We start from the raw sequence: 13,097 nt of genomic DNA on the forward strand, positions 1-13,097 counted from the left end.
TTGAAATCTCTTCACATTAATATTAGAAAAATAGGTTATCTTAATAAGCATTTCTGATATAGCTAATTGATATATTATATTACAATAAGTTTATAGAATTGCCAGCAATATTTCACATAAAAATACAACGATTAATGTCGCAATATCAATCAGTTACAGGAGTTAAGACGCAAAGGGAATTAGGCTAAATATCTACATATATAAAGCCTAACCATTGGTAATATATGGCGGGAATAATAGAAAATATAACACCAATAATATATTTATCAGTATTATAAATTATTGAATTTTATATTCATGCGCTTTTAGCTAATGGTGGAAAAATTAATTCCTGATCCCCTTGATAAATCTTTGCCTGTTGGCTGCCTAAAAAGTAACATTCACCTCGGGTAGGTATGGTTTTAGCAGACTGCCAAATCACTGACAACGGTTCTTTACCCCAACCTAAAGGCTGAACAGTTAATTGCCAAAAATGCCCTCTTGGCCCCGATTCGGTAACCCTAACGGGTAAGCGGTGCTGCTCATCCACTTCCGCTTGTAATGAAATATCCCAAGGCCGTAAAAATACATCGACTTCACCTTGCTGAGCACCTGTATGCTTTAGTGGGAACTCATACCCATCGATATTTAATGTGGAACCTTTGATATGGGCAGAAATCTGGTTAATTTCCCCCATAAATTCAAGGACAAAACGTGTTTCTGGGCGCTGCCAAATATCGCTCGGCGTCCCTACTTGTTCAATATGACCTTGGCTCATCACCACCACTCTGTCTGCCACTTCCATGGCTTCTTCTTGGTCGTGGGTGACAAAAACACTGGTAAATTTTAACTCGTCATGTAATTGGCGTAGCCAACGGCGTAACTCAATACGCACTTGTGCATCGAGCGCACCAAAAGGCTCATCCAATAATAAAATTTGCGGATCAACCGCGAGAGCCCTTGCTAATGCCACTCGCTGTTTTTGTCCCCCTGATAGCTGTGCGGGATAACGTGAAGCCAAATGACCAAGTTGAACCATTTCTAGCAATTTGGTTACTTTATCTTTAATAACCTGAGCTGATGGCCGCTGTTTTCTAGGTAAAACAGTTAAACCAAATGCCACATTATCAAATACTGTCATGTGGCGAAATAGCGCATAATGTTGAAATACAAAACCAACATGCCTATCTTTGGCGTGGATTTTACTGACATCCTGACCATGAAAACGCAATAACCCCTGACTTTGCTGTTCAAGCCCTGCAATAATACGCAATAAGGTTGTTTTTCCTGAACCAGAAGGCCCTAATAGGGCAACCATTTCACCCGATGCAATATCCAGTGAAATATCGTTGAGTACTTGGGTTTTACCAAAGAACTTACCGATTTTTTCAATTTCAATACTCATGATTAATGGACTCCTGATTCAGATTGCTGGCGACTTAAATGCCACTGCAATGCACTTTTAAGAATTAAGGTGATAATGGCCATGACAGCTAGGATCCCCGCAGCCGTAAACGCCCCTACCGTATTATAATCTTGATGCAATAATTCAACCTGCAACGGTAAGGTGTATGTTTCTCCACGAATAGCCCCGGAAACCACTGAGACCGCACCAAATTCACCAATCGCCCGGGCGTTAGTTAAAACGACCCCATACAAAAGCGCCCAGCGGATATTCGGTAAGGTCACACGCCAAAACATCTTCCACCCTGAGGCTCCCAGTAACACTGCCGCTTCATCTTCTTGGCTACCTTGGCTTAGCATCAAAGGCACCAGTTCACGTACAACAAATGGGCAAGTCACAAAAATGGTCACCAATGCCATACCTGGCCATGAAAACATCAGTTGGATGTCAAAACCTTCAAGCCATCCACCAAACCAACTGTTTGAACCATAAAAAAGTAAGTACAGCAAACCCGCGACAACAGGCGAAACCGCAAACGGGATATCAACCAAGGTTAATAATAACTGGCGACCGGGAAACTGAAATCGCGTCACTAACCACGCCATCATGGTGCCAAACACTAAATTTACAGGAACGGTAATTAAAGCAATTAATACTGTTAAACCAATGGCATGTAACATATCAGGGTCTGCCAAATTCAGTAAAACGGCATCTAACCCTTTTTGAAAAGCCGTAATAAATATCCAAACAATTGGAATGACTAACAGTAAAAATGAAAATAATAAACCTATTGCAATAAGTAGCCATTTTCCCCAGTTAATTTGAGTACGGCTAGCGGTGTGAATTGGTGTAATTTGCGCCATTACTTGCCCCCTAACCGTTTACCAAAGCGGCTTTGTACTAAATTGACACTAAATAAGAGTAACAATGAAACCGCTAAAATAACTGAGGCGACAGCACTGGCTGCCGGATAATCAAATTGCTGTAGCTGACTAAAAATCATTAATGAGACCACCTCGGTTTGCCATGCAATATTACCTGCAATAAAGATAATGGCACCGAACTCACCTAAACTACGTGTAAAGGATAAAACCGTCCCGGCTAATAGTGCCGGCGAAACTTCCGGCAATATGACACGGCGGAAAGTCTGCCAACGGTTAGCCCCCAGGGTTTGAGCCGCCTCTTCGTACTCAGGTCCGAGCTCTTCCAGTACTGGCTGAACCGTGCGTACAACAAACGGAATACTGGTAAACGCCATCGCAACCGCAATTCCCAGCCAAGTATTCACGACTTTAATATCAAACTGCTGAAGATATTGCCCATACCAGCCCGAGGTTGCAAACAGGGTTGCCAATGTCAGCCCCGCGACAGCGGTAGGTAAGGCAAAAGGTAAATCCACTAAACCATCTAAGAACAAACGCCCAGGAAAACGATAACGCGTTAGGATCCACGCTAATAGCATGCCAAACACCGCATTAAACAAGCTTGCGACTAGCGCTGACAATAGCGTCACTTTATACGCGGCAACCACTTGCGGGTAACTAATGACCGCCCAATATTGCTGCCATGTCATTTCTGATAATTGAATTACCAATGCGCTCATGGGTAATAGCAATATCAAGCAGGTATAAAACAGGCTGCTACCTAGCGTTAGCCCGAAACCCGGCAAAAAGCGCTTTCCTGAACGATCCATTAACGGCGCCCTTCAGCCATTAATTGGTCAAACTCTCCACCCGTCGCAAAATGAACCTCCATCACTTTTGGCCAGCTCTCAAATTGTGATTCAACGGTAAAGAGCTGAGTTTCAGGAAATTTAGCCTTATTTGCATTCATCACAGCTTTGTCATTCACTCGATAATTGTACTGAGTGATGATTTCTTGAGCCTGTGGGCTATAGAGATAATTTAAGTAAGCTTTAGCAACGTCTTCAGTCCCATTTTTCTGTACATTTTTGTCGACCCAAGCGACAGGAAACTCCGCTAAGATATCTACGGGTGGCACAATAACTTCGTAGTCTGACTCACCGTACTGAGAGCGAATATTATTCACCTCTGATTCAAAACTAATGAGGACGTCACCGAGCCCTCGCTCAATAAATGACGTCGTCGCGCCACGCCCACCGGTATCGAATACTTCTACATTTTTCAAAAACTGTTTCATTTGCTCACGGGTTTTTGCTTTATCATCTTTATTTTCCTGATTAAAAGCGCCCCATGCCGCAAGGTAGGTATAACGGCCATTTCCTGATGTTTTTGGATTTGGGAAGATTAATTTGACATCTTCACGGACTAAATCATCCCACGTTTTAATTCCTTTAGGGTTTCCTTTACGAACTAAAAATGCCATCGTTGAATAGTAAGGCGAGCTGTTATTTGGTAAGCGCGCTTGCCAGTCTGCTGGGATCAGATTCCCTTTCTCATGCAAAATTTGCACGTCAGTGACTTGGTTGTAGGTCACGACATCTGCTTTCAAACCTTGTAAAATAGCCAAGGCCTGCTTAGATGAACCTGCGTGTGATTGCTTAATCGTGAGTTTGTCGTCAGGGTGAGCCTCATTCCATTGCTTTTCAAATGAAGGGTTCAACGCCACAAATAATTCACGGGCAATATCATAAGAGCTATTAAGTAGTTCAGCGGCAACTAATGGCGAGCTCCCAAGTAATGATACCGTTGCTAAACTCGCTAGTGCTGTTTTTTTCAAAAATGATTTTTTCATTCCACACCTGTTCGTAACTAAACCCAAATGGCTAACATTAAAACCACTGTATATGTTTTGGTTATAACTGTGTAGCTATCAATCACCTTTTTATATACCAAATTGGAATAACAAAGAAATGAACGTCATAAGCAGGAAAATTAACTGATTTTTTAATTAGTTAGTGATATGAATATTACTCAATGGAAGGGCATTCTATAAGTTAAATCATTACTAGGAAGTCAGTCGGCATTAATGACAATGGGTTAATAATAGAATAAATACAAATCATTATGTTTAAATTGCTAGTATAAATAGTGACTCTACATAATTTGTGTTACAGCTAGGCGGCAAGGAAGATTAGCCCTAGGAGCATACAATAGTATGTGACTAGGGTAATCTTACGTAGCCAACAACGCTGTAACACAAAGAATGACGAGTAACTCTAAAGAGACGTCAATGTCTCAATCGACGGAGCATAGTAATAACTCCCCGAAACGGCTTTCGTCATACGCAGCAAATCATCGTATTTGCCGTCTTTTTCACCGAACATGCTTAATAATTGCTGTTCAATATTGTGTAACCTTGCACAATAAGCGATAAAGAATAAACCATGTTTGCCGCTTGCTGTGCCATATGGCAAGCTGTGACGCATAACTGAAAGCTCTTCGCCCTCTTCTTCTATCACCACGCGTGAGACATGAGAGGTGACATTACGTACATCTTCATCTAATTCAACGCTATCTTTTTTCGTACGGCCAATCATTTTTTCTTGTTCATGTTCCGAAAAACGATCCCATTTTCTCAAATCGTGTTCATAGCGTTGGACTAAAACATAGCTTCCGCCTTTATCTTCACCATCTTCGATTAATGTGACTTCCGCGATTTCTTCACCTTGTGGATTTTCTGTTCCATCAATAAAACCGCTTAAATCCCTATCATCTACCCAACGAAAACCATGAATTTCTTCAACCACAGAGATGGATTTACCAAATGCTTTTAAAGCTGCCTGTGCTAATGAAAAATTAATATCATGACGCAGTGATTGAATGTGAATAAACATATCCCGCTGAGTGGCGGGAGCAAGCCCTTTCCCCAGAGTTTGAAATGGTTTCAATTCAGGGGCACTATTTGCCTTACCGAGCTGTTTCCAGATGTCAGAGCCAAACGCGATAACGGCACCAAGACGATCGTCTGGATATTGCGCTTGTAATTTGGTTAAAGCCTCGACAAAGCTTTTACATCCAGACTTAACTTCATCCAGAGATCCCTCTTGCACTTGCGCTTCAATAAAAATACCAAAACGGCTATGTTCTTTCAAAATACCACTTTGAGAATGAGACATACGGTAAACCTCGTAAAATGAATATGTTATATAACCTATTTCTTATATAAACGATTTTAATAGCTTATCTTATCGTCATGATGTTCACCTTGTTTTAACGCAAGGGAATATAGGTTTCCGGTCTATTATAAGAAAGAAAATTTAAGAAAGGGGAAATTTCTTTGAAAACAAGGAAAAAGAAATACTAACGGAAAAATATCGCCAGTATGAATAGTCCTGGCGATATCATTAACGAAATGAACCTATTTATGCCAAATAATCTGTGATATTTGCCATGTTTTCAGGTCATCATCTGAAGGCATTAGATCTTCTGGACCTTGCCATTTACCTGTAAACCGGTAAACCACTTTACTTGATTGCGGTGAATTACATTCAATTGTCGGAACGTCATTTACACGCTCACCTAAGCCGCAGATACCAAATGCTTTTTGATAAATTTCGCTAAATTCAGTACCAATCGTAGGCCCCCATTCAGTTATAATATCTGGGTCATTCACGGTAATTCGTGATACATAACCATGTTCAGGGCCAACGATTTCTAATTTTACTTCATTATCATCCATTCCTTGGAAAACTGTGACCACATCCCCACTTTCCATTTGCATACCGCTGCGTAATGTATAGCGGTCATTGAGTTGTTTCTTAATGATATCCGCTTGCATTGGTGTAAAATTTGTCACTTGGCCAAGCCCTGAATCAGAAACCACCAGCGGGCCACTAAACCAAGTCGACGGTGAAAAAACCTTCACACCCGCACACCCTGATAACAGGGCTGCTCCACAGAGTAGAGAAGCCTTAAACAACGGCGATAATCCATTATTACTATTCAACTTTGCATGTTGGGACATATCATCCTCTTTTATGAGTCGCATAATGCATATTGTGACAATCTATTTATTAAAACATTCCCATGAATAGTTAAATAAATAGTCAATTAACTTAAAAATCCGTTTCGTGCGTTAATTTTTTCGAATAAATTAAACGTTCAGGTTGTTCTTCTTCATACAACATTTTTTCAAACATACAGATAGCCGCATCCGACTCTTCACTCACTAATAGCTCTATTCTTCCGCAACCTCTGGCGATCAGTTTCTTTTCTAGTCGGCTCACTAGTGCGTTAGCGATACCCCGTCCACGGTATTCAGGATGAACGGCAAGGTAAACAGCGGTGCCGCGAATGCCATCATACCCCCCCATAATGGTGCCAACGACTTCACCGGCAACTTCAGCCACTAAAAATAAGTCTGCCCCACACTGTAATTTGCGTTCGATATCGAGCTCAGGATCCCCTGAAAATTCATTGAGAGAACAGCGTTCCCAGAGTGTCAGGACATCTTCATAATCACTTTGCCGAAAGACTCGTATTTCCATATTATTTGCCTGCTTAACCTAATCTTTCTGCCATTATCTCTGCTTTTACGACACAATCAATATTCAATATGCCTTTCTTCGTACAAAAGGGTATACTTTAACCATTATTTTTTACCTATGGTTCTATTATAAAACAATGAATTACCCAGATATTGATCGCGTAAAAAGCTATTTGCAAAGCTTGCAAGAGACGATTTGCCAAAAAATCACTGAGCTAGATGGTAAAGAAACTTTTCTAGAACAAACATGGGAACGCTCTGAAGGTGGTGGAGGTCGCAGCCGGGTACTAACTAAAGGGGCACTATTTGAACAAGCTGGGGTGAATTTCTCGCATATTAAAGGAAAAAAATTACCTGCATCGGCTTCTGCACATCGCCCTGAACTTGCAGGTCGCAGCTACCAAGCAATGGGCGTCTCTCTCGTTATTCACCCGCTGAATCCTTATATTCCAACAACCCACGCTAATGTCCGTTTCTTTATTGCGGAAAAAGAAGGTTGTGAGCCCGTTTGGTGGTTTGGTGGCGGCTTTGATCTCACCCCTTTCTATGGTTTTCATGACGATGTCATCCACTGGCACACCGTTGCTCGTGATTTATGTCGTCCTTATGGGCATGATGTTTATCCTAAATATAAAAATTGGTGTGATGAATATTTCTTCCTGAAACATAGAAATGAACCTCGTGGTGTTGGCGGCCTATTTTATGACGACCTTAACCAAGGTGGGTTTGAATCTTGTTTTGACTTCACTCAAGCAGTTGGCAATGGCTTTTTAGATGCCTATGTGCCTATTGTTGAAAAACGCCGAGAGTATTCATGGGGTGAACGAGAACGCCAATTTCAATTATATCGCCGTGGCCGTTACGTAGAATTCAACTTAGTGTGGGACAGAGGTACATTATTTGGCTTACAAAGTGGAGGCCGAACAGAATCCATCTTAATGTCAATGCCACCGCTTGTTCGTTGGGAATATGACTATCACCCAGAACCGAATAGCAAAGAAGCCGCTCTCTATACTGAATTTTTAATCCTAAATAAAGAGTGGGTTTCGCCATAATTAATGACACTGGTTTATAAATTAAGGTAGAAAGATAACTGTTCTACCTTTCTAATATAAAATAACAGCAATTGACTTTAAAGCTTATACATCAACTAGTTACAAAATTATCACAACAGATTATGATTCCATTTCACCCAACTGAATGGAGTTATAATATGAATCAATTTTTAGGCCGTTCGTTACTCTCACCTTGTTTATTGGCCAACTTAGTAACTAAAGCAGGTCATAATGACTTAAAATCAACGCTCACACATATCAATGATATTATGAGCCGAACCTATTCACATGAAGATGCATTACTTCATCGCAATAATCTTTCATCTTGTCCTATAGATACAACAGGAAAGCGTTATAACCGCTTTATTCGTGACGCTCAAGTCCCCGTTCCATATAAGCACCACTGGCATTCCGACCTACCAATCTGTGAACGTTCAGGGCTTTCTCCTGATAGTCATATGCCACATGATGATTATGCTGTCATTATGTGCGAAGACGACACTCAAGCACCCTCAAGACCCGCGGGGCAAGTATTTAATTCAATTGGCGTTATTCGCACCTTTTTTAAGGAAAAATTAAATATTGATCAAATTTTTGGCTGTTCTGCTGATATTAATGCGGTTATTCATTATGGAACAAACTATGCTAACGCATTTTGGAATTCTCAAGCTATTTTCTTTGGTGACGGGGATGGAATCGTTTTTGGTCCATTCTATAACGACATTGATATAATCGCTCACGAACTTGCTCATGGTTTTATTAGTTCAAAAGCTGATTTTAGATACTCTTTCCAGTCTGGAGCACTGAATGAGTCCGTCGCAGACGTACTTGGGATTATGGTGAAGCAATATTTGAACAATGAAACCGCGGATACATCCAGCTGGTTGCTTGGTGAAAATTTATTTATTGACCAAATAAATGCGCCTGCACTGCGTTCTATGATAAATCCAGGCGACGCTTATTATCTTTCTGATGACATTAGAGATCCACAAGTTGGCCATATGGCTCAATATCAAGATTTACCTATTTTTATTGATAATGGTGGCGTACATATTAATTCAGGCATTCCAAATAAAGCCTTTTACCTATTAGCCAAAAGCCTTGGCGGCTATACATGGGATATTGCGGGTAAAATTTGGCTTGAGGCCGTATCTGACAAACGCGTAACCTCGAAGGCGACCTTCATCGAATTTGCAGATGCAACGATCCGTGCAGCTAAGAAATTGTTTGATGATAATATCGCACAAAAAACACAACAGAGTTGGCTAGATGTTGGGTTGAAAGTTAATCTGTAGTAATCAATATCACTAGACAACATTAAACTATTTAAGATCCATTTTCTGAAAAACTAAAGGCCGATATTAAAGAGCATTCGCTAACTCTTTCAATCAGCCTTATTAACCAAACCTGCACGTCAACGTTTTTTCTTTTTTCTACCTGGTTGTGTAAATTTTTTACGTGTCGGGTTTTCTGTTTTTGCTTTTGGTTTACTTGGCGATGCTTGCTTTGTATTCCCTTTAGTCGCAGAAGTGGATTTCTTTGGCTTTTTCAATTTCACGTCTGACTCAGATTTTTCCATCATATCAAATAATTCAATCAGTTCGTCATCCGTTAAATCTCGCCACTCACCGACAGGAATACCAGTCAACCTGACATTCATGATACGAACACGTTCAAGTTTAGTGACGTCAAAACCAAAATGCTCACACATACGACGAATTTGACGGTTTAACCCTTGCACAAGCGTAATTCTAAAAACAAAAGGCGCTTCTTTCTTAACCTTACATTTTTTAGTCATTGTACCGAGGATCGGGACACCAGCCCCCATGCCACGGATAAAATCATCTGTAATGGGTTTATTGACGGTAACTAAATACTCTTTCTCATGAGAGTTTCCAGCCCGTAAAATTTTATTCACCAAATCCCCATGGTTAGTGAGAAAAATTAACCCTTGAGAGTCTTTATCTAAGCGCCCAATTGGGAAAATTCGGGTGCTGTGATTAACATAATCAACAATATTATCTTTTTCGCCACTCTCCGTCGTACTGACAATACCGACAGGCTTATTGAGTGCGATTAACACTAAATCTTCTTCATTACGCGGCTCAATTAATTGCCCATTAACTTTTACTACGTCACCCGAAAAAACTTGGTCGCCAATTCCTGCACGCTTACCATTAATAAATACATTACCTTGCTCAATATAACGGTCAGCTTCACGTCTTGAGCAAATACCACTTTCACTAATATATTTGTTTAAACGTGTAGAAGAACGAGTATCCATAATTTCCCTCAATTACTTATCCCCCTGCAGCCCTATTTTTATCTATTTTGGCAGCACAGGCACAATGTTAATTTTCCAAACCTTCGAAGTCAGTAATATAGTAAAAAGCCGTAACATCATAATTTTGTTACGGCTTTTTATAAGGTTAATAAACCTTAATTAACTAACGTTTTTTCATATGTTGCATTAAACGTTTACGCTTACGTAATTGCGTTGGCGTTAATTTATTTTTCTTATCTGCATAAGGGTTTTCACCCTCTTTAAACAGAATTCGAATTGGCGTTCCCATCACTTGTAATGAACGACGGAAGTAATTCATCAAATAACGCTTATAGCTGTCGGGTAAATCGGAGACTTGGTTACCGTGGATCACCACAATCGGTGGGTTGTGCCCACCTGCATGCGCATATTTCATTTTCACACGACGACCACGGATAAGCGGTGGCTGGTGCTCATCTTCAGCCATCTTCATGATGCGAGTTAACAGTGCCGTACCGACTCGACGAGTTGCTGACTCGTAAGCTTCTTGCACTGATTCAAATAGGTTCCCCACCCCACTACCATGCAGCGCAGAAATAAAGTGAATACGCGCGAAATCAATAAAACCAAGACGCAGTTCAAGCATGTCTTTTACGTGTTCGCGATCTTCTGGTTTCATACCGTCCCATTTATTGACCGCAATCACCAATGAACGTCCCGCATTGAGGATAAAACCAAGTAAAGACAAATCTTGGTCTGAGATACCTTCACGTGCATCAATAACTAATAATACGACGTTCGCATCTTCAATCGCTTGTAATGTTTTAATTACAGAAAATTTTTCGACTGTTTCTGTGACTTTACCGCGTTTACGTACACCTGCTGTGTCAATCAGGATATATTCACGCTCATCGCGTTCCATTGGAATATAAATGCTATCACGGGTTGTCCCAGGCATATCAAACACGATAACTCTATCTTCACCCAATATCCGGTTGGTTAATGTGGATTTACCTACGTTCGGACGACCAACAATGGCTAATTTAATCGGTAAAGTTGTTGGGTCAAAGTCGTCTTCTTCATCTTCATCAAGCTCACCTTGTGCTTCTAATTCAGCCCAATAAGCCGCATTTTCTTCTTCTTCGGTCAGCTCAACGTCTTCTTCGACTTCACCAATAAACGGTTTCAACGATTGTTCTATTAACTGAGTAACACCACGACCGTGTGATGCGGCGATAGGATGAATTTCCCCTAAGCCAAGAGAGTAAAAATCCCCAATTGCCGTTGTGACATCAATACCATCTGTTTTGTTTGCAACTAAATACGTTTTTTTCTTACGACTACGAAGATGTTTGGCAATACCTTCGTCCGCAGGCATTAGCCCAGATCTTGCATCAACCATAAACAGAACAATATCGGCCTCTTCAATGGCTTGCAAGGACTGTGCGGCCATGTGCGTTTCTACGCCTTCCTCAGTCCCATCGATACCACCCGTGTCGATAATAATGAATTCATGCCCTTCAACTTCAGCACGACCATATTTGCGATCACGAGTCAGACCGGGAAAGTCCGCTACTAATGCGTCACGGGTACGGGTTAAACGGTTAAATAACGTGGATTTTCCTACGTTTGGACGCCCTACCAGCGCTACGACGGGTATCATTCTTAGATGCCTCACAACTTTTATTAACTAAAGGAATTCTGAGGCTTTAACTCAGAAAACAAAAAAACGAAACGGCTCCTGTCTTCAGGAACCGTTGATTTTATCGATAAATTGGCGGTTTGTCAGAAAATTAACGTGTTAACAGGTAAACTGTTCCGTTTTTTGTCTGAACCATTAGCTTATCACTCGCAACGACTGGGCGACTGTGAATACCGGAGCTGTTTAGTTTGTTTTGCGCAACAAACCCACCCGTATTCATATCTAACCAATGCAGGTAGCCTTCTTTATCACCGACAACAAGGTAACCATTATACATTTCTGGCGCCGATAACCCACGATTTAACAGGTCTTCCTGTGTCCATAGCGTCACACCGTCGCTTTTACGAACAGATAATACGCGGTCATTTTGATCTACGAGATACAGGTTTTCACCAGACATCACCATGTTATTGATTGAGCCCAAATCACGTTTCCACAGAATTTGACCGGAACGCATATCCAGTGCCGCCAATGTGCCATTATAAGCAATCGCATACACTTTACCGTCATCAATAATTGGTGTCATATCGACATCATTTAAGCGGCCGATTTCTGTCGAGCTTGTCACTTGCGAAATACGTTGTTGCCAAATTAATTGACCTTGAGACAACAGCACTGCACTAACACGACCGTTATCCCCACCGACAATCGCAGCACCAAAAGCCACCGCAGGAGCAGATTCACCACGTAATGACAACGATGGAGTATCCATGTTAACGGTCCATTTGATTTCACCGCTATTGACATCTAAAGCTTGCAGTTGACCATTACTGGTGTGAATAATAACAAGATCGTTACTCACTACCGGTTTAGAGAGGGCTTCACCTGCAACTTCGACATCCCAAACAACTTGGCCATCTTCTTTGTTCAGAGCAATTACGGTTCCGCGCTCTGTACCCACAAAGATTTTGTCGCCATCAACAGTTAAACCGCCTGACAGTAACGCAGACAAGTTAGCAGAAAGAAAACCTGTTCGTTTAGATAAATCGACTGACCAGAGTTCTTTACCGCTATCGAGTTCAAAGGCTTTAACTAAACCTTTGCGGTCTGCTGCATAAACCGCTGAACCGTCCCAAGCAGGTGATAATTCAGAATAAAATTGTTCAACACCATTTCCGACAGATTTATCCCAAACAATTGATGGGCTGAATTGATTTTCAACCTGTGGAAGTGGCGCCATGATAATAGAATCAGTTTCGCTGGAACAACCGGCAAGTAAAGCTGAAGCGACTAGGCCAACTAAAAGTGTTTTGCGCAACTGCATGTTTGTCGTTTCCTTTCTTC

At 41.1% G+C, this 13,097-nt stretch carries 12 protein-coding genes; 2 read left to right on the plus strand and 10 right to left on the minus strand.

Translation table 11 applies throughout. The annotated features are described in order from the left end of the window. Nucleotides 1-295: 295 nt before the first annotated feature. From cysA to M1E86_RS12175, 7 genes are all read right to left on the minus strand, one after another. Nucleotides 296-1,384, minus strand: coding sequence for a sulfate/thiosulfate ABC transporter ATP-binding protein CysA (gene cysA, locus M1E86_RS12145; RefSeq protein WP_213913184.1), 1,089 nt, complete (start codon nt 1,382-1,384; stop codon nt 296-298). A gap of 2 nt (nt 1,385-1,386) precedes the next feature. After that, nucleotides 1,387-2,247 carry a sulfate/thiosulfate ABC transporter permease CysW gene (cysW, locus tag M1E86_RS12150; protein ID WP_125892135.1) on the minus strand — a complete coding sequence of 287 codons (861 nt, stop codon included), beginning with the start codon at nt 2,245-2,247 and terminating at the stop codon, nt 1,387-1,389. Then, nucleotides 2,247-3,077 (minus strand): sulfate/thiosulfate ABC transporter permease CysT, encoded by an 831-nt coding sequence (gene cysT / locus M1E86_RS12155; protein ID WP_125892137.1) that lies wholly within the window; start codon nt 3,075-3,077, stop codon nt 2,247-2,249. The genes cysW and cysT overlap by 1 nt, the downstream gene beginning before the upstream one ends. Beyond that, nucleotides 3,077-4,099, minus strand: a complete 1,023-nt coding sequence (locus tag M1E86_RS12160) for a sulfate ABC transporter substrate-binding protein (RefSeq protein WP_102137561.1) — start codon at nt 4,097-4,099, stop codon at nt 3,077-3,079. The genes cysT and M1E86_RS12160 overlap by 1 nt, the downstream gene beginning before the upstream one ends. A gap of 424 nt (nt 4,100-4,523) precedes the next feature. Next, nucleotides 4,524-5,423, minus strand: coding sequence for a Dyp-type peroxidase (locus tag M1E86_RS12165; protein WP_125892139.1), 900 nt, complete (start codon nt 5,421-5,423; stop codon nt 4,524-4,526). A gap of 242 nt (nt 5,424-5,665) precedes the next feature. Continuing rightward, nucleotides 5,666-6,271, minus strand: a complete 606-nt coding sequence (locus tag M1E86_RS12170; protein WP_213913183.1) for an RpoE-regulated lipoprotein — start codon at nt 6,269-6,271, stop codon at nt 5,666-5,668. Between the two features lie 91 nt (nt 6,272-6,362). After that, nucleotides 6,363-6,794 (minus strand): GNAT family acetyltransferase, encoded by a 432-nt coding sequence (locus M1E86_RS12175; protein WP_004264887.1) that lies wholly within the window; start codon nt 6,792-6,794, stop codon nt 6,363-6,365. Between the two features lie 136 nt (nt 6,795-6,930). Here M1E86_RS12175 and hemF point away from each other — a divergent pair, with 136 nt between their 5' ends. Together hemF and M1E86_RS12185 are read left to right on the plus strand one after the other, a co-directional pair. After that, complete coding sequence (gene hemF, locus M1E86_RS12180) at nt 6,931-7,848, plus strand: oxygen-dependent coproporphyrinogen oxidase (protein WP_213913182.1); 918 nt, start codon at nt 6,931-6,933, stop codon at nt 7,846-7,848. 158 nt (nt 7,849-8,006) lie between these two features. Next, the gene (locus tag M1E86_RS12185) at nt 8,007-9,143 is read left to right on the plus strand and encodes a M4 family metallopeptidase (protein ID WP_185746904.1); all 1,137 of its coding nucleotides are present in this window, start codon (nt 8,007-8,009) and stop codon (nt 9,141-9,143) included. Between the two features lie 119 nt (nt 9,144-9,262). On the opposite strand, the gene rluF is transcribed toward M1E86_RS12185, so the two are convergent. From rluF to bamB, 3 genes are all read right to left on the minus strand, one after another. Further along, entirely contained in the window at nt 9,263-10,132 is an 870-nt protein-coding gene (gene rluF, locus M1E86_RS12190; RefSeq protein ID WP_125892147.1) for a 23S rRNA pseudouridine(2604) synthase RluF, read from the minus strand. Nucleotides 10,133-10,295: 163 nt separating this feature from the next. Beyond that, complete coding sequence (der, locus tag M1E86_RS12195) at nt 10,296-11,774, minus strand: ribosome biogenesis GTPase Der (protein WP_125892149.1); 1,479 nt, start codon at nt 11,772-11,774, stop codon at nt 10,296-10,298. A gap of 130 nt (nt 11,775-11,904) precedes the next feature. Next, nucleotides 11,905-13,077: an outer membrane protein assembly factor BamB gene (gene bamB / locus M1E86_RS12200; RefSeq protein WP_125892150.1), complete on the minus strand. Its 1,173-nt coding sequence runs from the start codon at nt 13,075-13,077 to the stop codon at nt 11,905-11,907. Between the last annotated feature and the right edge of the window lie 20 nt (nt 13,078-13,097).

This window comes from Providencia sp. PROV200 (assembly GCF_049901995.1).
GTDB classification, from domain to species: Bacteria; Pseudomonadota; Gammaproteobacteria; order Enterobacterales; family Enterobacteriaceae; genus Providencia; species Providencia rettgeri_E.

What these genes read in the sequence shown, in the direction of transcription:
- cysA (WP_213913184.1), bottom strand. Translation starts at nt 1,384, where the DNA reads ATGAGTATTGAAATTGAAAAAATCGGTAAGTTCTTTGGTAAAACCCAA.
- cysW (WP_125892135.1), bottom strand. Translation starts at nt 2,247, where the DNA reads ATGGCGCAAATTACACCAATTCACACCGCTAGCCGTACTCAAATTAAC.
- cysT (WP_125892137.1), bottom strand. Translation starts at nt 3,077, where the DNA reads ATGGATCGTTCAGGAAAGCGCTTTTTGCCGGGTTTCGGGCTAACGCTA.
- M1E86_RS12160 (WP_102137561.1), bottom strand. Translation starts at nt 4,099, where the DNA reads ATGAAAAAATCATTTTTGAAAAAAACAGCACTAGCGAGTTTAGCAACG.
- M1E86_RS12165 (WP_125892139.1), bottom strand. Translation starts at nt 5,423, where the DNA reads ATGTCTCATTCTCAAAGTGGTATTTTGAAAGAACATAGCCGTTTTGGT.
- M1E86_RS12170 (WP_213913183.1), bottom strand. Translation starts at nt 6,271, where the DNA reads ATGTCCCAACATGCAAAGTTGAATAGTAATAATGGATTATCGCCGTTG.
- M1E86_RS12175 (WP_004264887.1), bottom strand. Translation starts at nt 6,794, where the DNA reads ATGGAAATACGAGTCTTTCGGCAAAGTGATTATGAAGATGTCCTGACA.
- hemF (WP_213913182.1), top strand. Translation starts at nt 6,931, where the DNA reads ATGAATTACCCAGATATTGATCGCGTAAAAAGCTATTTGCAAAGCTTG.
- M1E86_RS12185 (WP_185746904.1), top strand. Translation starts at nt 8,007, where the DNA reads ATGAATCAATTTTTAGGCCGTTCGTTACTCTCACCTTGTTTATTGGCC.
- rluF (WP_125892147.1), bottom strand. Translation starts at nt 10,132, where the DNA reads ATGGATACTCGTTCTTCTACACGTTTAAACAAATATATTAGTGAAAGT.
- der (WP_125892149.1), bottom strand. Translation starts at nt 11,774, where the DNA reads ATGATACCCGTCGTAGCGCTGGTAGGGCGTCCAAACGTAGGAAAATCC.
- bamB (WP_125892150.1), bottom strand. Translation starts at nt 13,077, where the DNA reads ATGCAGTTGCGCAAAACACTTTTAGTTGGCCTAGTCGCTTCAGCTTTA.